A 20,470-nucleotide genomic window follows, 5' to 3' on the forward strand; every position below is an offset into this window, starting at 1 on the left:
TTTTTCACAAAGTGTTACTTACGGTATCTTTCGACTCCATCTAAATAAGTCGCTGCTAGTTCCATCGTTGGTTCTAACACGATAAAGTCTGCATCTCGTCCTTTTGCAATCATTCCGCATTGATCATCGATCTTACAGCTGACTGCCGGCACTAATGTTGCCATCATGATTGCTTGTTCTGGTGTAGCAATTTCCCAGTCGACAACATTCTTGATTGCTTCTTTCAGCTTCAAGATACTTCCAGCTAAATTACCAGTTTCTAAACGGGCAGTCCCATCTTTAACTACAACTGGAAATTCCCCTAAGTTATAATTACCGTCAGGCATACCACCAGCCATCATACAGTCTGTAATCAAAGCAACGTGATCGTGCCCTGCTTTTTCCATCAAAATATCTGCTGCATTTGGATGTACATGATGCCCATCACAAATCAATTCAGAGAATACATGATTTAAAGACATCAACGCACCAACCATTCCTGGTTCACGATGATTTAAGCCTCTCATCCCATTGTACGCGTGGACAAAAACACTAGCTCCAGCTTCAACAGCCTCTGTTGCTTGTTCCAGCGTCGCATCACTGTGTCCTAAAGCAACAACAACACCTTCATCTGTCACAGCTTTGACGAATTCCTTTACTCCCTTACGCTCAGGAGCAAGAGCGATCTTCTTGATCAATCCGCCGGAAGCTTCTTGCCATTCGTTGAAGGTATCTAAATCAGGATCACCAAAATAGCTAGGATTTTGCGCTCCTTTATGTTCTTCTGTAAAGAAAGGTCCTTCAAAATAGATTCCTTGTACTTTCGCACCAGGAACATCTTGATACACTTCTCCGATCGTTTGGGCTACATCTTTCAAACGTTCCTTACTTGATGTCAGTGTTGTTGGTAAAAATGATGTTACGCCGCAAGACAATAAGCCTTCTGACATTACTTTCAAGCCTTCTGCATCATTGTCCATGACATCATGATTCATATACCCGTGGATATGTGTATCGACCAATCCGGGAGCGATCCATTTGCCTTCTTCTTTGATCACTTTTGCATCTGATTCAGGGACTTCCTTATAATAATCTCCAAAAATACCATCGGTAATTTCTAAATAGCCAGGTCCTTTTACATCGCTTTTCAAAAAGAACTTTTCAGCAAAGATAAACGTTCTCATCTTCATCCTTCTTTCTCATTTTTTTCTACTTTAAACGTACTCTTAAAATCAGTATAAGTCAAGAATGGTGTAGACCTTTTATAAAAAAACTTACGCTGTCTTCGTTAGATTTTAATGGTTTCGATGTGTCGGATTTGTTCAGATAGTGCCTCGTATTCTTTCGCTTTATCAATGATTCCTTTAGCCAGCATCAATTGACTTTTCAATTGAAACAGCTCACTTAAATAGTAATAGCTATTTCTATAGCGAGACCAGACGATTCCTTGATCGATATATATTTGAGCATCATCCAACCGTCCCTGATCCTTTAAGAATTTTGCGTAATTATAGAATATTTTTGTCAGTTCAGCATTTACCCGTTCATTTGGCAATTTATGAAAATAGTGAATACTAAGCTTTAAATATTTTTCAGCTTCATTTATTTTACCAATACTGCCATAAGTACTGCCGATACAGCTGATCACCTGAATTTCAAAATCTGATAGATTGTCCTTATTAGATTGGTACGTATACGATAGCCCTTTTTTTAGATCGAATATCGCCTGCTCATAATTATTGTGGAGATAAAATTTACAACTACCTAAATAATAATAATAGCGCTGCCAATCTGTATCTAAATGAAGACGATCTTCGATTTTGGTCGCCTCCATATAATCCATGATTTTACTGTATTCTTTATGACGAAAATAATCAGCGATTTTTTCAAACATTTGAGTCAGCAGCCGAACATCATCTGATTTAAACTGCATAATTTGATCGATCGTCACACCTAAGCGCTGACAGAGTTGCTGCATAACAACAACATTAGGCAATTCTTCGTTATTTTCGATTCTGCTTAATACGCTCTGTGAGCAAATATCTTCTGACAACATCTTTTGTGTTAATTTTCGATTCTTACGAATTTCTTTAATAACTGCTCCAAAAGAGTCCATTTCTTCACTCCTATGCCTATTTTAATTATCATAAACAATTAAAAATGCATCGTTTGATAAAAAAAAGAAAAATATGCGAATTCGCATTATGTATTTATTGTACTTTATTGCATAATATACTGCAAGAACATTACCTAACGCTAGACCAAGACGATTTAAAAATTTTACTTTGTAAATAAGGAGTGTTTACTCATGGAGCAGGAGAAACGAATTAGCTTTAGCTGGGAAAAAAATAGTTATATGGGCTATGTCGAAAAAGAATATGAAAATGCATATCTTGTTGTTGTTTCAGATCCAAGTCCAGACATGGAAGAAAAATATACAAATCGAATGGTAATTAGTAAGAAAGATTGCCGTAGTACAGACTGATTTTATTCTGGTTGCGATAGTCTTAATTAAAAAGCGGTTCAAAACGAAACAAAGTTTTGAACCGCTTTTTTTGTTGAAAGAATTACCTTATTTTTGTTTATAACTACTTAAAAAGGTCCGCATCTTTTCTGCTGTCAACTTCAGATCTTCCATTTTTGGTAAATAGACGATTCTAAAATGATCCGGCTGTGTCCAGTTGAATCCGCCGCCGTGGACCAATAAGATATGATGTTCATGAAGAAAATCCAGTACAAATTTTTCGTCATCATAAATATCGAAGCGGGCAATATCTATTTTAGGGAAGATATAAAAGGCCGCTTTTGGCTTCACTGCTGAAAGCCCAGGTATGTCGTTGATCGCATTGTAAATGTACTCTCTTTGCTCATACACCCGACCGCCAGGCAATAATAATTCATCCACACTTTGATAACCGCCTAAAGCTGTCTGGATGATTTGCTGCGACAATACATTTGAACACAAACGCATCGATGCCAACATATTCAAGCCTTCAATATATCCCTTCACATGTTTTTTATTTCCACTCAAGACCATCCAGCCGCAACGGAAACCAGCGACCCGATGTGATTTAGATAGACCATTCAAGGTCACGACAAAAAGATCAGGGGCAAGTGTTGCGATCGGAATATGTGTCAATCCGTCCATGACCAAACGATCATAAATTTCATCTGAAAAGATGATCAAATCATTCTGTCTGGCGATTTCAACGATCTGTTCTAAGATTTCTTTTGGATATAACGCACCTGTTGGGTTATTAGGATTGATCAACACGATCGCTTTTGTATTTGAAGTAACTTTTGCTTTAATATCATCAATATCAGGATTCCACTCTGCCTGTTCGTCACAAATATAATGGACTGGATTGCCTCCAGCTAAAGATACAGATGCCGTCCACAGCGGATAATCCGGCATTGGGACTAAGACCTCATCTCCATTATTCAGCAAGCCCTGCATACACATCGTGATCAGCTCACTAACACCATTTCCCGTATAGATGTCGTTGATCGTCACATTAGGAAAGCCTTTGACCTGACAGTATTGCTCAATCGCTTTTCTAGCTGAGAAAATTCCTTTTGAATCAGAATATCCTTCTGAATTTCTGACATTTGTTATCATGTCACGCACAACTTCATTCGGTGCATCAAAACCAAATGGCGCAGGGTTCCCAGTATTCAGTTTTAAAATGCGGATGCCTTCTTCCTGCATTCTATCTGCTTCTTCTAAAACTGGACCTCGTACATCATAGCTGACACCGTCTAGTTTATTGGATTTCTCGAAATTTCTCATACTGTCTCCCTCATTTTCAAAAAATTTATATGTTTAAAGTTACGCCACTCAGAAAAAAAAAGCAATCAAAATTTGGAAAATTTCTAAAAAAATTTCCTTTTTTGATTGCTTCTATTCTTATTCGACTGAAAAAATAAGCCCCGCTGCCTCCATCTTTTGAACTCAGCTTTATAGATCAAAGAAAACTTTCCCAACTTGTCAGTCTCTTTTATACTTGTACACTCTTGCTTCGTATGGGGCAAATAGAGTGTGTTGATGAATCTCATGATCATCCAAATTTGAAAGCAAGAGTGTCCACTCTTCAATACGAACATTTTCTGGTAAATCTGCCGATGCAAATTCTTTTGATAGATTGATAATCACAACATAGCGCTCTTGTTCCAAACGGCGACCATAAACAAATAATTGAGGATGTTCCGGCAGATAAAGTTTATAGCTGCCATAAATCAAGGCATCATTCTGGTTTCTAAGTTGAATGACTTGTTTGTAAAAATTCAAGATCGACTCTGGATCGTTGGTTTCATCCAGTACATTGATCTCTTGTTTGTTTGGATTGATTTTAAGCCACGGCTCTCGTCTTGAAAAACCTGCAAATTCTTCCGCTGTCCATTGCATGGGTGTTCTCGCATTATCACGTGAAGTTCTGCGGATCACAGCCATTGCGGTTTCTTCATCCAATCCGGTTTGGAGCATGTCATAATAGAAATTCTTTGTATCTACCGCATCGATGTCGTCGATTGAACGAAATGGCATATTCGTCATACCGATCTCTTGTCCCTGATATATAAAAGGGGTTCCTTGAAGCAGTAAAAATGTCAAAGCTAAGGCTTTCGCAGAAGCCTTCCAGAATACCGTCTCTTCACTTCCAAAATTTGAGACAGAACGCGGAATATCATGATTTTCCATATAAAGAGCATTCCAGCCACGTCCATCGCCTAAGGCTTCCTGCCAAGCAGTCAATGTCTTTTTAAAATGAATGACATCCAACTTTTCCTGCTCATTTCGATTCCACAATGAAATATGGTCAAATTCAAAGAGCATATTGAAGTAGCCAGTTTCTGCTCCGACCCATTGGTGAGCTTCATCCGCACTAACACCATTCGCTTCTCCTACGGTCAGGATATCCCGCTTTTTAAATACATCACGTAATTCTTCTAAATGCGTTTCAATTCCTTGAACATTTTTATAGGGTGCGTGAGGGTCATCTCCAGATATGGTTTCAAGCGGTGCTTTCTTTATATGAGAAATGGCATCCACTCTGAACCCATCGATTCCTTTATCCAGCCACCAGTCGATCATCGTGAATAGTTCTCTTTTCACTCGCGGATTTTCCCAGTTTAAATCCGGTTGTTCTTTGGCAAACACATGAAGATAGTATTGATTTGTCGTTTCATCATATTCCCATGCAGAACCACCAAAGATCGAAACCCAGTTATTCGGCGGACCATCGATCGTTCCATCCGCCCAGATATAATAATCTCTATAGTCATCTTTGATCGAGCTACGTGACTCTAAAAACCACGCATGCTGATTAGATGTGTGATTGATCACTAGATCCATGATGACTTTGATCCCTAACTCATGGGCCTCTTTTAATAACAGTTCAAACTCCTCCATCGTACCAAATGTTGATAGGATTTTTTGATAATCACTGATATCATAGCCATTATCTACATTAGGCGATTCATAAATAGGGGTGATCCAAATAAAACCGATGCCGAGGTCTTTCAAATAGTCGAGTTTTGAGCGAATGCCATTCAAATCACCAACGCCATCATTTGTTGTATCCATAAAACTTCTTGGATAAATCTGGTACCCAACTGCCTCTTTCCACCATGCTCTTTTAATGTTCATTTGGCTCACCTTCAATTCTCAGTTTTATTTCATTCCATTATATAAGATATCAGAAAAAAGCGTATGTAAAATGCCCATACGCTTTTATTGATCATAACAGTATGTTCTAAAAGATTGGTGTCAAATCAATTGCATAAGATGTCAACAAATCAAAATACAAATCATTACTTAAAGAAATATAGTAGGTTTGTCCTTTTTCTAAATGTAACGTTTCTTCAAAATTAACTTCATCAGCCGATTTTTCCATATCTCTGAAACTAATATTCAATATCTCTTCATCTTCACTAAAAATTCTAAAATTTCCGCCGTTACCAGCATTAGAAAGTAAGGTCAAATGTAAAGAATATTCTTCGCTCGTAGCAGTAAATTTCATTTGTTCTACATCGTATGGATGATCAAACTGGCCTAAAATAGAAACGTTACTTTCAATTTGCTTATACTCGCCCCAATCTGGAAACTCATCTACTTTAACACTTGAATAAACTGTCTTTCCTTCAACTTCATAGACGATCCTTGCCGAACCTTCTCCAATTGCTGTAATAACACCATCTTGATTGATTGAAAAGCTAGGTGCATCATCTAAAAATCTCCAGTTTTCCCCAGAAAGCTGATATGAATCCCCAACATGATCCAATGTGATATGTTCAGAATGAGTACCGATTTTCGTTCCACCCCAAGAGCTACCGACCACAGTCTTTCCAATCACTAAGCCACTAATCAACATAACCATACCAAATAAACCAACACTAATGAACTTTTTCATCCATATCCCTCACTTTCATATTGATAGTTAATTATATCATAAACGACCTTATGACAAAAAAAACAAACAAAAAATTCTGTGTTCGGATAATGAATAAAAATAAAAAAAGAGCATCTCTGCTCTCAAAATTTATGCGGCCAAGAAGACTCGAACTTCCACGGGAGTACTCCCACCAGCCCCTCAAGCTGGCGCGTCTGCCATTCCGCCATGACCGCCTAACAAGATTCGGCAAACCTCATCTGCCGAACTCTTTTAGTATAAAATACTCAATTATCAAAGTCAATCCCAGAGTAAGTTGGACCTACTACTTGCGTTCTTTTGCTGTAAAATTTGTGACCTCGATTTGAATCAGCCCAGTTCCTAGAACTTGTTTATCAGATAGATCAAAGTCCATTCGTTTCGTTTCATGCTCCATCAATTTTAATAAAGCAAGTCGTTTACGCTCTAAATCCGTTAAAATAGTGGCTATTCCTTGCCCAATGATACTTCTATAATGATAGGTATACTTTGCTGCTTCATCAGCTGTAATCAGCTTATGACGACAATCCATCTCAAAACCGATCTTGGGGTTTGCTTTTAGTAGTGAGAGTTTTTTCCCTTGTCGTGCGCCATGAACATATATAAACAATCGTTCTTCGATCCATTCGTAGCCAAAATTGACAGGGACGATATAAGGAAACTCTTGATCGAAAAATGCTAATCTCACGACATGAGCTTCATCTAAAATTTCATCAATGATTTCTTTGTTGATTACCTCAAACTCTTTTCGGCGCATGTTCTCACTCCTTTTTTAGCGTACATACTCATAATGATAATGAGCACTCAATTTTTCATAGGCAGACAGGACTTCTATCGGAATTTCTATCGATTCGATGTAACCAGCTCCCTTTGGACCATAACCATTGCGATCATTTCTCAAGCGAGGAATCTCACCTAAAACTAGTGAGAGAAAATAGTCTTTTGTCCAAAGACCATTTAGTTGCTTGGCTTCAAAGGTCAAGGAATTATCGATCGTTTTAATATATGGAATAAGTGGTACTGCATTTGTAAATTGACTGCCTGATCCTCGCCATTCTTTCTCAAAAGTAGCTCTAAGCCTCCTTTGAAGAATAGGGTCTTCCAATAGCAGCACACGTTGAGGTGCTAAATCATGCTCTCTAATTTTTGCTAACGAAAAGCGAGCATTTTCACCTGAATTTTTTGAGCGGGTTTCTGTCAAAAATAGATCTTCAGACAAACCATATCTTTCTTTAAAATAGGTGATGTACATCTCCGCTTCACTCGCAGCATCTACTTTGACTCCTTGATCTTCGAAGTTTTTCACCAAAAAGGGCGTTGCATGTCCGACTCCGCCGACCACCATGACTTTAGAGGTACGTTTACTCTCGTACAAGTGAATCAACTCATCTGCCAGATACGGCAAACTATTTCCAGCTAAAATTGTCAGGTCATAGGTGCCTTCGACTTTTTCTTTAGCAGATAGATACTCAATGACTGTATTCCAATACTGTATCATCTTCTCCCTCCTTTTTATATAAGACAGGGACCGGGGCATAACTTTACGAGTTACGGTCCAGTCCTCTAAAAATGAATAAATGGTAAAAACAAAAGCAACTACCAAGCTATGCTTTAATTACATAAACTAGCGTATAACATTTCGCCAGTGAAGCTAGCAAAATTCAATGTGCTAAAACACTAGACGTTGAAACCATCTGGAGGAAACTAAGATCATAGTCATAATTCAATTAGTTTTCCACGGCACTTTCCGCAGACAAATCGCTGTGTATTGATTCTACGTTTGCGCAATATCAAAGTCTGGCATTTTTCACATTGATATTGATGGTACGACTGTGGTTTTTGCTCTCCCAGCGGCCGAACATAGCGGCTGCCTCCAGTCTGTTTCAATAGTGCTTTAAATTCTGCATCTTTATGCTGATACCCTTTACCTTCTAAATGAAGATGGTAATGACACAATTCATGCTTGATCACATTTACTAATTCTGGTTCTCCGTAACGTTCAAAAACTTTCGGATTAAAATCGATGTTATGTGACTGTAAATGATAGCGTCCGCCAGTTGTCTTCAGTCGTCGATTGAAATATGCCTGATGACGGAACGGTTTACCAAAATTAGCTAAAGAGATTCTTTCGACTAACTCTTGCAGTCGCTGATCATTCATTTCATCATTATCTGAACGGTATTCTTTTGAAGAACTGTTCAAGATCACTCTTTCCTTTCAGTTTGCGGCAGCATCGTTAAACTGATGCGCCCTTTCTTCGTATCGACAGCTTCTACCCAAACAGTGATCACATCACCTACTGCAACGACATCCGTCGGGTGTTTCACAAATTTAGTACTAAGTTTAGAAATGTGCACTAAACCATCTTGTTTCACACCGATATCTACAAACGCGCCAAAATCGATCACATTACGAACAGTACCTTGCAGTTCCATACCTGATTTTAGATCTTCCATAGACAAAACATCTTTTCTTAATAGTGGCGCCGGCATTTCGTCACGCATATCTCGCCCTGGCTGAATCAACGCTGCAACGATATCTTTTAGCGTCTCGCTTCCGACAGCTAATTCTGCTTCTACTTGTTCCAATGATAAATGCTTAAGTCCTTGGGCGGCCTCTGAGGTACCAAGCTCTGTTAGTTTGATTCCTGCTTTTTCTAAAATTGCTTTTGCAGCATCATAGCTTTCCGGATGGATACCTGTATTATCTAAAATATTTTTTCCGTTTGGAATACGCAAGAAGCCGATTGCTTGTTCATACGCTTTTGGTCCTAAACGCGGCACTTTTTTGACTTGGTTACGAGCAGTAAATGCACCATTTTCATCACGGTAAGTTACGATATTTTGGGCAGTCGTTTTATTTAAGCCGGAAATATGCTGTAATAATTGCGGACTAGCTGTATTTACATTGACTCCAACTTGGTTGACTGCAGTCTCTACAACGAAATCCAACTGTTCTGCTAAGCGTTTTTGAGACACATCATGTTGATATTGACCCACTCCGACTGCTTTTGGATCGATTTTCACTAGCTCTGCCAATGGATCCTGTAAACGTCTGGCAATACTTACTGCACTTCTTTCTTCGACCTGTAAATCAGGAAATTCAGTTCGTGCCACTTCACTTGCAGAATATACTGAGGCACCTGCTTCATTGACGATCACATAAAAAACGTCGCGTTTGATTTGTTTCAATTGTTCTGCAACAAACAATTCTGATTCACGGCTGGCTGTTCCATTACCGATCGCTACCATCTCTACTTGATGTTCTTCGATCAACTTGTTGAAAATCGAACCAGCTGCCGCTCGTTTTTCACCTGAAGCTGGCTTATGAGGATAAATGACTTGAATGGCTAAAACTTTTCCTGTAGCGTCTACTACAGCCATTTTACATCCCGTACGATAAGCTGGGTCAAAGCCTAACACAACTTTGCCTTTCAATGGCGGCTGCAATAGAAGATTACGCAGATTTTCACCAAAGATCGAAATCGCCTGCTCATCTGCTTTTTCTGTCAATTCATTGCGAATTTCCCGCTCGATTGCTGGACCTATAAACCGTTTATAGCTGTCTAAAAAGGCTGCTTCTACATAAGGAGCAGTTGGTGATTGGTTATCCGATATCAACTGACGTTCTAGGTAGTTTTGAATTTTTTCTTCATCAACGAACAATGAGACTTTCAAGATATCTTCTTTTTCACCACGATTCGTTGCTAAAACACGGTGTGAGACCATCTTTTTTACAGGCTCAGAAAAATCATAATACATTTCATAGACGGCTTTTTCATCTTTTTCCTGATCTTTGACGACACTGATATATTGCCCCTGATTAAAAGTAAAATCACGAATCCAGCTGCGGAATTTAGGTTCATCACTTACTCGTTCTGCGATGATTTCATGTGCACCTAGTAATGCTGCCTCTGGTGAATCTACTTCTTTTTCATCATCGACATATTTTTGTGCTTCTACAGTGACATCTGCTGTTTTTGGAAAGCTCATCAGCCAATCTGCTAATGGCTCTAAGCCTTTTTCCTTTGCGATCGTCGCTTTTGTACGGCGTTTTTGTTTATAGGGTCGATAAAGATCTTCGACTTGCTGCATTTTTGCAGCTTTTTGAATGGCTTTCGCTAATTCTTCTGTTAATTTTCCTTGTTCTTCAATTAAGCGCAGGACTTCTTCTTTACGCTTTTCTAAATTGCCTAAGTAAGTGTAACGTTCTTCGATTTCACGGATCTGTACTTCATCTAAACTGCCAGTCATCTCTTTTCGATAACGAGCAATAAAAGGAACAGTGTTTCCTTCACTTAATAAAGTCAGCACTGTTGTAATTTGTTTTGAACGGTAATCTGTCAGTTCTTTTTGAAGCAGGTCCACTACCTCTTGGTTATACGCTTCCGCCATAAATTCCATACCTCTTTTCATTAACATACTCTTTTATTCTAGCATATTTTACGGTGGAAACCTAGAAAATGGCGGGAATCTTACACTTCTTAGTTCATTTTTCTAAAGATTTCTTAACTAAAAATCGAGTGCAAGACAAATCAGATATTCTGCTTTGTCCTGCACTCAAAAATTCTATTACTGGTGATAGAAACCAGATTTTATTCGACTTTAAACGATTGTTTCTTATCTTATTTCATTTATCCCATATCGCATTCAGTATTCTATTTGTTGCGAGCTCTTTTCTAATATTTATTTTGAATCATCTTTCGCTTAAAAAGTTGGTTGCCAAGGTCCTTGCCTATTTTGAAGCTCGATATCTTGAACAATGCCTCTCTCGTTAAAAATAACTCCATGAACTGAACCGCCAAAAACAGCGCCCCCATCGATACCGATTTTATGATCTGAGATCCACAAATCTGTCGTTTCCATATCTCCGTGCAGCATCGGCGTGATTGTATGTCCAAAAACAATTGTCTTTCCTGTATTGTTTTTTCCCTGATGAAAAGCGTCTCGGATCCAGATGAAATCATGTGGGCTTGTTTCACGCCAATCCTTTTTGGCTAAATCAACACCAGCATGAACAAATAGATAGTTTTTCCATTCGAAATATAGAGGACGTTCTTTTAAAAACTCGATCAGCTCTTTGTAGCGGCTGCAGATCATCATTGCGATCTCTGTTGGTGAATATTCATCTGACGCTCCTTTATGAAGCAAACTTTCCATCGTTTCTTTCCCGCCATTACGCACATAGCTGGTAAACCAGTCCTCTGGCTGATTCAAAAACTGAAGAAAATATTCTTCATGATTTCCTCTAAGATAGATAGCCTGATACTTTTCAACTAATTCTTTTCCAAGCAAAAAGCTCTCCTTAGTCTTTGGACCACGATCATTAAGATCTCCGATCAAAACTAATTGATGCACTTTTGGATCGAAATAATCTATCAGTCCTTTAAATAATTCGTATTCTCCATGAATATCACTGATCACATAAAGATAGTCTTTCATTTTCATCCTCCTATCTGCTTACTTATTACTTTATTATAGCTTACAAAATAACGTTTGCTTTAGCAAATCGATTTACTCAAAAAAAGAACCCCAACAAAACTAAGTATCCGTTTTGTTGCGGCTCTTTTAATTCATTATTCTTCGATCATTCGAGATGAAATAAACGTAAATAATTCTTCCGGGATTTCAAAATGTCCAAATCTCAATCGTGCGCGGTATTCCTGCCATAAAGGAAAATCCTTTACCGCTTTTAATGGCAGAGGGGTGATTTGTTTTATATACGCTACATTTTTTCTAAAAGGAATGAAGTCAGGCGCCATTTCAAAAGGATAGGCAGCACCCGCTAAAATTTGTCCGATTGCAATAAATCGTTGAGAAGGCACTTGTGTTTTCAAGCTTTTCTTAGGCGCATAATAAATTAGCCAGTCTCCTTCATTCATTCTATTCAACGGTGCTCCTTTTCCATGACAAAGCTGAGCAAATCCGCCTGATACACCGATTTCTACATGATCTTCTGATGCAACACCGATCCAATACTTCATCTTCTTTCCTCTTTTCTTATATGTGAATCGTTTCTTTACTATTCATTCCTAAAATCACGATCGCTTCTGTGAAATGAACTTCATATAACTCCAGCATATCACCTGCTTGTTCGATATTTTCTGCATAGCTGGGAATTTTTTCGACCCATCGATCTACTGTGTCATAAACAGAAAGAGAGCTTCTTTTCACTTGAGCCTGCTGAACTCGAACATGATTGGTATTCTCTTTTGGGATCGTTGTGAAAGCAACAGTGTTATTAGCAGCAAATTCAGTTACTTTCTGATTTCCTTTAAACGTTGAGAAAAACAAGCACCCTTTTTCTTGGTCATAAAAGAAATTAACGATCCGAACATTCGGTCTTTCTTTCACACTAGTCGCCAGTGCAATTTCAGTTTGTTCCATCATGATTTTTTTAAACGCTTCTGTTGTGTTCATTTATTTCACTCCTTTATTGTTCAGTCATCTGACTGATAAACTCATAGTAACAAAGAAACCCTGACAACAGCTTGTCAGGGTTTGGACACTTTTTTTAAGAATGAAAAACTTGCGTATTGCGGCGATAACGAATATCTTCTCGTCCTTCACGGAAATTGATAAATCTTGCTACTGCATAAAAATAATCAGATAAACGGTTCAAAAAAATCAGTGCATCCAAATTGATTTCTTCTTGTTCCTGTACACGAACAACACAGCGTTCTGCTCGTCTGGCAACAGTTCGAGCCATATGCAATAAGCTTGCAACTGGACAGCCACCTGGCAAAATAAATTCCGTAAGCGCTGGCGGTACTTCTGCATATTTATCGATTTTTTCTTCCAACCAAAGAGTAGAGGCTGGTTTTGTTCGATAGCCTTTTGCGCTAGTCGGCGTCGCCAGATCTGTTCCACAGTCGAATAGAATTTGCTGGATTTCTTCCAATTCTTTTTTTATTTCACGATATGTTTGCATTTGGCTGATCGTATAGCCGAGTAGTGAGTTCAACTCATCAATGGTTCCATAGGCCTCCACTCGATCAGAGGCTTTACTTCTTGTTTCACCGCCAATGATTTTTGTTTGGCCTTTGTCACCTGTTTTAGTGTAAAGTTTCATTTTTATCCCCTCCGTCTGACTCTAGATAAGCAAGCAATTCATCGATACCCTGATCTTCAACAGCAGAGATCATAAAGATCATTTTCGCACCAGCCAGCTCAAGCTGTCTTTTCGTTTGCTTCAAGTCTTCTTCAGTGGCTAAATCGATCTTGGTGATGATTCCGATACACGGCTTTGCAAAAGCTGAAGCAAATAGTGGTGAAAAGGTTTGTCTTTTTTCAACTGCACTAGCCATCAGTACAATTAGTTCGGCTTCCACAGCGGTGGTCAATAGCGCACTATAATAATTACGATGCTGAATAAATTCACCTGGTGTATCAATGATTTGATCATGAAATTCAATCGCCTGCGTTTTATTGTACGCCAATTTCTCTCCTTTAAGTTTTTGAGAAAGAGTCGTTTTCCCACACCCGACCGAACCAATAAAAATCGCTTTTTTCACCCTGATTTCCTCCTTGTTGCCTTTTTAAAACGTGCTATAACTTGTTCAAGCTCCAAGTGATCGTTTCACCATCTTTAGGAAAATACTCAACCGCTCCAACATCGGGCTGCTTACCATCTACATCGTATAACCAGTATTTGCTTGCTTTGGCATCTTGCTTATGTCCATCGATACCAACGATAAAATCTTTATCCATCTCAACTTTGAAATTTTTCTCCATCACCGTTTGTAACGATTCATTTTTATCAACTGCTACCTCTTTTTTAGCAAATTCTTTTTCATCTTCTATTAAAACGATCGTGATTTTTGCTGCTTCTTTTGTTTCAGCCGTTTCTTTTTGTTCTTTGGTATTTTCACATGCACCTAATAAAACTAGTGCGACCATAACTAAAACTACTCTCATTACTTTTTTCATTTTAACATCCACCTTTGTCTTTATTATTTTATTTCGTATTTGATTAAAATACGTTGAAGCTTTTTCTGAATGACGCGAAATAGAACACAGGAAAAAAATACATTGGAAAAGCAATACGAAAGCGTATGCGGCAGCGCTGTGATAAAAAGCGCTGCATATCTTTGCCATGAGAAAAAACGATCGATCGAATAAACAGTCCAAATATCCATAAAAAAGGAGAAAAACAACCCTGCAAAGATACCGTACACTGCTAAGAACCAATAACTTTTTTTCAGCAAACTGCTCATCCAGGGAAGTCCTGCAATACAGCCGATCAATCCCCACGATAGCATCTGAAACGGTGTCCACGGTCCTTGGCCAAACAACATATTGGATATGATCGCTGATAAAGACCCCACTAAAAAGCCAACCTCAGGACCTATGCAGATTCCTGAAATAATAATGATCGCAGTCATTGGCGTAACGGCTGGAATCATATAAAATAGAAATCTGCCGGACACTGCAAAAGCAGTCAAGACTGCAATCAGCACTAATTCTTTAATATTCATCTGCTTTTTTTCATAGCGATAATAAATCGGAAGACAAGCCAGCAGCACTAAAAGCAAAGAAATTATTTGATATTGTGCGGAAAGAAAAGCAGCAATACATACTAGTAGAAAAACAAGTCCAAAAAGAAGCTTGATACCATTTTGTTTCCCCTTAATGCTCATTTTTCTGACTCCTTTTTTCTGTCTGACAAACGTCAATTACTTGGTCTGTCGTCACTAAATGTGTAAAGGTTTCACGAGAAATACGACTGGCTGCTGTTGTATAAAATGCGTGATCACTAAAAAAGGTTTTCGGGTCGGCCGTTGTTAATACTTTATGCTGGAAGAACAATCCGCAACGATCAGATAGCTCTGCAGCAAAAGCTAGGTCGTGCGTAACGACCAAAATCGTTTTTCCTTCATCCGCTAATGTTTTCAGTAATTGAATCAATTGTTTTTTTCCATAATTATCGATTCCTTTGGTTGGCTCATCCAAAAGCAGCACACTGGGATCCGTCAATAAGACTTTGCCTAAAGCAGCGCGTTGACATTCTCCACCACTCAAATCAAAAGGATGCTGTGATAGATTATCTGTAATGCCAAGTAAGGCTGATACGGCTTCGATCTTTTTTTGCTGCTCAGACTCATGATAATTTTTTCCTTGAAGATATTGTTGGTATTCTTCCAATACAGAATCTTTAATAAACAGCATTTCCGGACTTTGCGGCAAAAAGCCGATGTGCGCTCGTTGTTTTTTCAACGGCTGTTCAAATAGCGCTTGCTTTCCTTGATAGCAGTCATAAATCCCTGCAATCACCTTCAATAGGGTCGTTTTTCCCGTTCCATTCGCCCCAACCAGCGAAAATATCTCCCCTTTGTTTAAGGTCAGATCGACACCTGCTAAAATATCGTCTCCATTTTTTTCATATCGGAACCAACAATTATTTAAGACAAGGCTAGTTGTTTTTGTCGGTTGTATGTTCGTTTGATCAGTTTCTTGTTTCTTTTCATGTGCAAAATGTCTTGCTAAAAAACGTTTTCCTTCAACCACTGTGATCGGAGCTTCATCTTCAATATCAAGAGCATGATAGATCTGCAGCGCACTTGGTAAGCTCAAAATAAATTTGTCTAAATCTAATCGTTGATCTTTGACAGCAGTAGAAACTGCTTGCGGCTTTTCTACAAAGACCAATGCCCCACGTTCTAAAAGAACGACTTTATCAGCTAATGCAAAAACGGATTCCAAGCCATGCTCCGCTAAAATGATCGTCAACCCCATTTCCCGATTCAAACGGATCAAAATATCAATAAAATTTTGTGCTGCGATTGGATCAAGCTGCGTGGTTGGTTCATCTAAAATCAGTAGTTCGGGCTGCATCACTAAGACAGAGGCTAAGTTCAGCAGCTGTTTTTGGCCTCCGGATAGATCAGCCGTCTGCTCCTCCATCAACTCCTGAATCCCTAAAAAATTTGCCATCTCGGCAATCCTACTTTTGATTTGAATAGCTGAAAGCCCCATATTCTCCAATCCAAAAGCCAGCTCATGCCAGACTGTATCAGTGACGATTTGATTTTCTGGATTTTGCATGACATACCCAATTTTACTGCTTGAAAACGTCTCTGAGAGTTCGTCAAACTCTTTTTCTTGTAAAACTATTTTTCCTGTTTTCGTTCCTGCCGGAGTCAATTGAGGCTTCAACATTTTTAATAATGTTGTTTTACCGCTTCCGGAAGCACCGCACAGCAAAACAAACTCACCCTTACTGATCGACAACGAAATATTCGTCAAACGCTTGTGTTCATCTCCTGCGTATTGAAAACTTAAATTTTCGATTTCAAGATAGTCCAAATGATCGTCTCCTTTAAACGGTTGAATGTCGGTAGAAAAGCTAAAACTAAAATACCCAAATAACTTGCCCACTGTCTCTTGAACGCCTCAAAAAAATTTTCTACATAAGGATAATAGTCAAAGTGATAACGGTCAGCAAATAATAGATACATAAAGACTATTGTCGTAACACCTAATATCAGAAGAAAGAAAGAATCTTTTTTTTGCCACTCATACTGAACCCGGCTGCTTCTTTTACCAATACCATATCCTCTAGCTTTCATTGAACTTGCTGTATCCATCGCGTTTTCCAACGACCATGAAAACAGATTTCCGAATAAGTCCAACCCATAGGAGACTTTTTGTTTAAACGAGCGATCTTGCGTTCTATGGACTGTTTTCTGTACTTGATTGAGTTCGTTATAATAACGCTGAAACAATGGAATAAAACGAAAAACCATTGTCAAAATCAATGCTAATTTAGGAAAACGCTGCCCAAACAAATAATAGAACTGTTCTAAATCGATTTGAGATTGGAAATTTTGAAATAGGTAGATGATGCCAGCAATCATCATACCCATGAAAAATCCATAGATGAATGCTTCTTTGGTCACTGGTCGACTTAAAAAGAAAAAGAGGATCGTTCCACCTCTATGTACAAATAACGGATTGGTGATCGTGATGATCAAAAGAAAGATCAATGGATACAAAACGGATCGCTTCTTTCGCCCATTTAGCTGCAGCAACTGAAAAGATAGACTACCTAAAAAACAAGCAGTGATGATCAGAGGGTTCGTTGTACTCATCAGGATCACTAATACTAAAATATAATAGGCTGTAATCACCAAAGGATGTCTACGTTCAAAAAAGAATTTATTCATCTATGTCTCCTTTCTTCGATCGTCGGTTTAAATGTTGAAGAAATGCAATAAAAAAACAGCCCTCACTTTTATAAAAGCGTGCTGTTTGAATTGACGATTATAACTGAATGTTATTCTGTCAGATAAGCAAACAACGTTTCACAAAAGAGTATCATCAAACACAGCCTGTCAATTGCTCAAAAAAACAATTCGTTTAACGACTGGTTGATCTGTTACTATTTGCTATATCTTCCTTGACATAATCATTCATAGTGGGTAAGAAACGTCGTTGTTGCTTACTTGTTCATTATATAAATTTATCTTTCTAAAGTCAATACATCGACGTCTTTCTGCTTTTTCTTATCCGCTATTTTTAACCAAAAAAATAGTTCAAAAAATTAGTCATTTTCCCAACTTTCCGAACCATTTCTATTTATTCGATTATTGTTTTTGCCAATCAGCTGGATAGGTCACATAAACAAAACGCGCTTTTCCAGTGACTGAAAATTGAATGGTGCTTCCTTTTGGAATCAGCAAAATTTCTCCTGGACCAGCTGAAACGGTTCTACCGTCGATCCGCACATCCAATTGTCCTTCTATGATGTAATCAACCTCATCATACTCTAAAAGCCAGTCGAACGTCGTATCTTCCATGACCATTAGTCCACAACCTAAGCGTGGACTTTCTTTCAATGTCACTAAATCTTTACAATAGACTTTGTGCTCAGGATTTCCTGTATCCAATCGATCCTCTTCTGATACATCTAATTGCGGCAGCTTAATGGATAAGATCCCGCTTGGATCGACCATTTTTGTTTGATCTTCGCTTTTTAATAATTGTTCTGTCAGCACTTCACGAACCAACGTACGAATCATGTCTGCATCTAAATTATTCATGTATATCCACCTGCTTTGTTTCTTTTTTCAGCATTCGATTTGCCATAAAAACAGCGACCAGAACAGCTGTGATCCCGCCAACTAATTTTCCAACGATCATTGGAAAAATCATTTCTTTAGCGACTCCTGCAGTAAAGCCTAAATGATCGCCCATTACGAAAGCAGCAGAAACAGCAAATGCTACGTTGATGATTTTCCCGCGAGGATCCATATCTTTCATCATTTGAAACATTGGAATACTGTTTGCAAGTGTTGCCACCATCCCAGCAGCAGCGACTTCGTTCATTCCTAAAAGCTTGCCCAATTTCATCAATGGCTTATTAAAGACTTTGGTGATCACAAAAACGAGACAGAAGGCGCCAGCTAACGTCAATGCGATGCCTCCAACTACCTCGATCCCCTCACTAACAGGTGCGATTCCATCAATTACAGTAATGCCGACTAATAATTGTAACGCTCCTAAGACTAAACCCGCGATCGCAACGATCACTACAAATTTACCGAAAATCGTAAAGCCTTTGATCATCGCATCTGGCTTCAGCCATAAACCGATCATGATCAATACAGCTACTAATAAGATTGGTACTAGATTTTTTAAAATCATGATCACTGGAAAGCCTGCAATGACCCCGCCAACAAAACAACCGATCGGAATGGTGATCAATCCAGATAAAACACCTGTAGCTAGATATTGCTGATCCTCTTTTTCAATAATACCTAAAGCGACTGGGATCGTAAACACGATCGTTGGCCCCATCATCGCGCCTAAGATCGCACCGGCAAATAGACCTGCCTGAGGATCTTGTGCCAACTGCATCGCCAAAGGAAAGCCACCCATATCGTTGGCTAATAGCGTTGTAGCAAACATGGCTGGATCAGCGCCTAAAGCTGTGTATAAAGGTACGACAACGGGTTTCAAAATGTTCGCTAAAACTGGTGCTAGTGTAATGATCCCGACCATCGACAAGGCCAGAGAGCCCATTGCCATGATTCCTTCTTCAAACTGTTCCCCTAAACCAAACTTATTGCCCAAACATTTATCGACCGCTCCTAATACCATGAAAAAAGCGATAATATACATAATGATTTCATTGATACTCATTCACTTCACATCCTTTGCATCTTATTCATTCAGTTCAACCGAGTCGATGATCCCCACAATGACCGCATCTACTGGGATCGTTGGATCATCCAAGGACATTCTCGCAGCACTGCCAGTCGAAACCAATACAAGATCATCCAAACCAGCGCCAGTATTGTCTGCTGCTACAAGCGTTTGCTGCGGATTAGTATCCTCTGATGATTCCACAACTAAAAATTTTAATCCATTTAGTTTTTCCGCTTTTCTTGTTGCCCATAAACTTCCCTTCACTCGTCCGATGAACATATTGGTTCCTCATTTCTCATTAGTCCAGCTAATGTTGATTTTTTTCTCTCGTATATACTCTGTTGCTTGATCAGTCAGTAAACAATGGTTGGAAAGGGAAAGCGTACTGCCAAAAGGAAGTTGCTGTTCCATGAGTTCCCTTGCTGTCAGAAATTTTTTTGTCTGTTGATTTTCATAAGGAGTGACAGTGTTTCTGAAAGAGGGAGACTCTATCGATTCTTTGCTTGAAACAAAATCTCCGCCATAACGGTATAATTCTGATTCAAAGCTTAAAATCCGTTCCTTTAATGCATATTTCCCTGATTCTAATAATGATAAGTATGAACGGCCTTCTTTTAAAATAAGAAAACGCTGGCCAGCCTTGATAGCATCCACTACCGTTTCTTCCAACTCACTTTGAGGTCGAAACTGACAGATATTGACTAAATTTTCAAAAGTCAATTCTGTTACGATGATCAGATCATCTCCATTTTTTGCTGAACTTCTATAATAGTTTAGTTGTTCTTTTGAAAGTTGCGCCTGATTCGCCCCTAAAAAGCACGTCGTTTGTAGCTGAACCTTTTCAGCTAATTTTTCGAGCACTTTTTCTGTTATTCGATCAACTAGATCATTAAATTCTTTTGTGTTCATTATTGATCC

Annotated in this window: 23 protein-coding genes and 1 tRNA gene; 1 reads left to right on the forward strand and 23 read right to left on the reverse strand. The window is 38.7% G+C overall.

Translation table 11 applies throughout. The features are described 5' to 3' along the window. Nucleotides 1–14: 14 nt before the first annotated feature. Both nagA and IGI58_RS00895 read right to left on the reverse strand, forming a co-directional pair. Entirely contained in the window at nt 15–1,163 is a 1,149-nt protein-coding gene (gene nagA, locus IGI58_RS00890; RefSeq protein ID WP_225534488.1) for an N-acetylglucosamine-6-phosphate deacetylase, read from the reverse strand. A gap of 104 nt (nt 1,164–1,267) precedes the next feature. Continuing rightward, nucleotides 1,268–2,095: a helix-turn-helix domain-containing protein gene (locus IGI58_RS00895; RefSeq protein WP_087641498.1), complete on the reverse strand. Its 828-nt coding sequence runs from the start codon at nt 2,093–2,095 to the stop codon at nt 1,268–1,270. Nucleotides 2,096–2,287: 192 nt separating this feature from the next. On the opposite strand from IGI58_RS00895, the gene IGI58_RS00900 reads away from it, so the two are divergent. Beyond that, the gene (locus IGI58_RS00900) at nt 2,288–2,464 is read left to right on the forward strand and encodes a hypothetical protein (protein ID WP_225534487.1); all 177 of its coding nucleotides are present in this window, start codon (nt 2,288–2,290) and stop codon (nt 2,462–2,464) included. Between the two features lie 87 nt (nt 2,465–2,551). Here IGI58_RS00900 and IGI58_RS00905 read toward each other — a convergent pair whose 3' ends face one another. The 21 genes from IGI58_RS00905 to IGI58_RS01005 form a co-directional block, all read right to left on the reverse strand. Beyond that, entirely contained in the window at nt 2,552–3,769 is a 1,218-nt protein-coding gene (locus IGI58_RS00905) for a pyridoxal phosphate-dependent aminotransferase (protein WP_087641496.1), read from the reverse strand. Between the two features lie 198 nt (nt 3,770–3,967). Beyond that, nucleotides 3,968–5,623: a glycoside hydrolase family 13 protein gene (locus IGI58_RS00910; protein WP_429955019.1), complete on the reverse strand. Its 1,656-nt coding sequence runs from the start codon at nt 5,621–5,623 to the stop codon at nt 3,968–3,970. 106 nt (nt 5,624–5,729) lie between these two features. Further along, entirely contained in the window at nt 5,730–6,386 is a 657-nt protein-coding gene (locus IGI58_RS00915) for a hypothetical protein (RefSeq protein ID WP_429955017.1), read from the reverse strand. 132 nt (nt 6,387–6,518) lie between these two features. After that, nucleotides 6,519–6,601: transfer RNA gene (locus IGI58_RS00920), tRNA-Leu, on the reverse strand. An 89-nt stretch (nt 6,602–6,690) separates the two neighbouring features. Beyond that, nucleotides 6,691–7,161 carry a pyridoxamine 5'-phosphate oxidase family protein gene (locus IGI58_RS00925; protein WP_429955015.1) on the reverse strand — a complete coding sequence of 157 codons (471 nt, stop codon included), beginning with the start codon at nt 7,159–7,161 and terminating at the stop codon, nt 6,691–6,693. Nucleotides 7,162–7,176: 15 nt separating this feature from the next. Continuing rightward, nucleotides 7,177–7,902 (reverse strand): YdcF family protein, encoded by a 726-nt coding sequence (locus IGI58_RS00930; protein WP_429955013.1) that lies wholly within the window; start codon nt 7,900–7,902, stop codon nt 7,177–7,179. 218 nt (nt 7,903–8,120) lie between these two features. Continuing rightward, nucleotides 8,121–8,564, reverse strand: a complete 444-nt coding sequence (locus IGI58_RS00935; protein ID WP_429955409.1) for a SprT family protein — start codon at nt 8,562–8,564, stop codon at nt 8,121–8,123. A 44-nt stretch (nt 8,565–8,608) separates the two neighbouring features. Next, nucleotides 8,609–10,798, reverse strand: coding sequence for a Tex family protein (locus IGI58_RS00940; protein ID WP_429955407.1), 2,190 nt, complete (start codon nt 10,796–10,798; stop codon nt 8,609–8,611). A 312-nt stretch (nt 10,799–11,110) separates the two neighbouring features. Continuing rightward, nucleotides 11,111–11,845: a metallophosphoesterase family protein gene (locus tag IGI58_RS00945; protein WP_429955011.1), complete on the reverse strand. Its 735-nt coding sequence runs from the start codon at nt 11,843–11,845 to the stop codon at nt 11,111–11,113. Nucleotides 11,846–11,979: 134 nt separating this feature from the next. Then, nucleotides 11,980–12,387, reverse strand: a complete 408-nt coding sequence (locus tag IGI58_RS00950; RefSeq protein ID WP_429955009.1) for an EVE domain-containing protein — start codon at nt 12,385–12,387, stop codon at nt 11,980–11,982. Nucleotides 12,388–12,403: 16 nt separating this feature from the next. Then, on the reverse strand, nt 12,404–12,823 hold the full coding sequence (locus IGI58_RS00955; RefSeq protein ID WP_429955007.1) for a pyridoxamine 5'-phosphate oxidase family protein: 420 nt from the start codon (nt 12,821–12,823) through the stop codon (nt 12,404–12,406). A 94-nt stretch (nt 12,824–12,917) separates the two neighbouring features. Then, nucleotides 12,918–13,475, reverse strand: a complete 558-nt coding sequence (locus IGI58_RS00960; protein WP_087641485.1) for a cob(I)yrinic acid a,c-diamide adenosyltransferase — start codon at nt 13,473–13,475, stop codon at nt 12,918–12,920. After that, nucleotides 13,459–13,917, reverse strand: coding sequence for a EutP/PduV family microcompartment system protein (locus tag IGI58_RS00965; RefSeq protein ID WP_429955005.1), 459 nt, complete (start codon nt 13,915–13,917; stop codon nt 13,459–13,461). Before IGI58_RS00965 ends, IGI58_RS00960 begins: the two co-directional genes overlap by 17 nt. A 34-nt stretch (nt 13,918–13,951) precedes the next feature. After that, nucleotides 13,952–14,332 carry a DUF4430 domain-containing protein gene (locus tag IGI58_RS00970; RefSeq protein WP_429955003.1) on the reverse strand — a complete coding sequence of 127 codons (381 nt, stop codon included), beginning with the start codon at nt 14,330–14,332 and terminating at the stop codon, nt 13,952–13,954. 23 nt (nt 14,333–14,355) lie between these two features. Continuing rightward, entirely contained in the window at nt 14,356–15,042 is a 687-nt protein-coding gene (locus IGI58_RS00975; protein WP_429955001.1) for an ECF transporter S component, read from the reverse strand. After that, nucleotides 15,032–16,708, reverse strand: coding sequence for an ABC transporter ATP-binding protein (locus IGI58_RS00980; RefSeq protein ID WP_429954999.1), 1,677 nt, complete (start codon nt 16,706–16,708; stop codon nt 15,032–15,034). The genes IGI58_RS00975 and IGI58_RS00980 overlap by 11 nt, the downstream gene beginning before the upstream one ends. Further along, complete coding sequence (locus IGI58_RS00985) at nt 16,681–17,568, reverse strand: energy-coupling factor transporter transmembrane component T (protein ID WP_429954997.1); 888 nt, start codon at nt 17,566–17,568, stop codon at nt 16,681–16,683. The genes IGI58_RS00980 and IGI58_RS00985 overlap by 28 nt, the downstream gene beginning before the upstream one ends. Nucleotides 17,569–17,988: 420 nt before the next feature. Beyond that, a complete protein-coding gene (locus IGI58_RS00990) occupies nt 17,989–18,444 on the reverse strand; it encodes an AraC family ligand binding domain-containing protein (RefSeq protein WP_429954995.1) in 456 nt (151 codons plus the stop codon). Then, complete coding sequence (gene eutH, locus IGI58_RS00995; RefSeq protein WP_429954993.1) at nt 18,437–19,546, reverse strand: ethanolamine utilization protein EutH; 1,110 nt, start codon at nt 19,544–19,546, stop codon at nt 18,437–18,439. The genes IGI58_RS00990 and eutH overlap by 8 nt, the downstream gene beginning before the upstream one ends. Nucleotides 19,547–19,567: 21 nt before the next feature. Continuing rightward, the gene (locus IGI58_RS01000) at nt 19,568–19,831 is read right to left on the reverse strand and encodes a EutN/CcmL family microcompartment protein (protein WP_429954991.1); all 264 of its coding nucleotides are present in this window, start codon (nt 19,829–19,831) and stop codon (nt 19,568–19,570) included. Nucleotides 19,832–19,840: 9 nt separating this feature from the next. Continuing rightward, nucleotides 19,841–20,461, reverse strand: coding sequence for a hypothetical protein (locus tag IGI58_RS01005; protein WP_429954989.1), 621 nt, complete (start codon nt 20,459–20,461; stop codon nt 19,841–19,843). Between the last annotated feature and the right edge of the window lie 9 nt (nt 20,462–20,470).

This window comes from Enterococcus sp. AZ020 (assembly GCF_050499205.1).
Taxonomy (GTDB): domain Bacteria; phylum Bacillota; class Bacilli; order Lactobacillales; family Enterococcaceae; genus Enterococcus_L; species Enterococcus_L dunnyi.

Excerpts from the sequence above, each read along its gene's own strand:
- IGI58_RS00975 (WP_429955001.1), bottom strand. The coding sequence starts at position 15,042 with ATGAGCATTAAGGGGAAACAAAATGGTATCAAGCTTCTTTTTGGACTT.
- IGI58_RS00960 (WP_087641485.1), bottom strand. The coding sequence starts at position 13,475 with ATGAAACTTTACACTAAAACAGGTGACAAAGGCCAAACAAAAATCATT.
- IGI58_RS00905 (WP_087641496.1), bottom strand. The coding sequence starts at position 3,769 with ATGAGAAATTTCGAGAAATCCAATAAACTAGACGGTGTCAGCTATGAT.
- IGI58_RS00940 (WP_429955407.1), bottom strand. The coding sequence starts at position 10,798 with ATGGCGGAAGCGTATAACCAAGAGGTAGTGGACCTGCTTCAAAAAGAA.
- IGI58_RS00990 (WP_429954995.1), bottom strand. The coding sequence starts at position 18,444 with ATGAATAATTTAGATGCAGACATGATTCGTACGTTGGTTCGTGAAGTG.
- IGI58_RS00935 (WP_429955409.1), bottom strand. The coding sequence starts at position 8,564 with ATGAATGATCAGCGACTGCAAGAGTTAGTCGAAAGAATCTCTTTAGCT.
- eutH (WP_429954993.1), bottom strand. The coding sequence starts at position 19,546 with ATGAGTATCAATGAAATCATTATGTATATTATCGCTTTTTTCATGGTA.
- IGI58_RS01005 (WP_429954989.1), bottom strand. The coding sequence starts at position 20,461 with ATGAACACAAAAGAATTTAATGATCTAGTTGATCGAATAACAGAAAAA.
- IGI58_RS00925 (WP_429955015.1), bottom strand. The coding sequence starts at position 7,161 with ATGCGCCGAAAAGAGTTTGAGGTAATCAACAAAGAAATCATTGATGAA.
- IGI58_RS00930 (WP_429955013.1), bottom strand. The coding sequence starts at position 7,902 with ATGATACAGTATTGGAATACAGTCATTGAGTATCTATCTGCTAAAGAA.
- IGI58_RS00985 (WP_429954997.1), bottom strand. The coding sequence starts at position 17,568 with ATGAATAAATTCTTTTTTGAACGTAGACATCCTTTGGTGATTACAGCC.
- IGI58_RS00945 (WP_429955011.1), bottom strand. The coding sequence starts at position 11,845 with ATGAAAGACTATCTTTATGTGATCAGTGATATTCATGGAGAATACGAA.
- IGI58_RS00900 (WP_225534487.1), top strand. The coding sequence starts at position 2,288 with ATGGAGCAGGAGAAACGAATTAGCTTTAGCTGGGAAAAAAATAGTTAT.
- IGI58_RS00895 (WP_087641498.1), bottom strand. The coding sequence starts at position 2,095 with ATGGACTCTTTTGGAGCAGTTATTAAAGAAATTCGTAAGAATCGAAAA.
- IGI58_RS00915 (WP_429955017.1), bottom strand. The coding sequence starts at position 6,386 with ATGAAAAAGTTCATTAGTGTTGGTTTATTTGGTATGGTTATGTTGATT.
- IGI58_RS01000 (WP_429954991.1), bottom strand. The coding sequence starts at position 19,831 with ATGTTCATCGGACGAGTGAAGGGAAGTTTATGGGCAACAAGAAAAGCG.
- IGI58_RS00970 (WP_429955003.1), bottom strand. The coding sequence starts at position 14,332 with ATGAAAAAAGTAATGAGAGTAGTTTTAGTTATGGTCGCACTAGTTTTA.
- IGI58_RS00955 (WP_429955007.1), bottom strand. The coding sequence starts at position 12,823 with ATGAACACAACAGAAGCGTTTAAAAAAATCATGATGGAACAAACTGAA.
- IGI58_RS00950 (WP_429955009.1), bottom strand. The coding sequence starts at position 12,387 with ATGAAGTATTGGATCGGTGTTGCATCAGAAGATCATGTAGAAATCGGT.
- nagA (WP_225534488.1), bottom strand. The coding sequence starts at position 1,163 with ATGAGAACGTTTATCTTTGCTGAAAAGTTCTTTTTGAAAAGCGATGTA.
- IGI58_RS00910 (WP_429955019.1), bottom strand. The coding sequence starts at position 5,623 with ATGAACATTAAAAGAGCATGGTGGAAAGAGGCAGTTGGGTACCAGATT.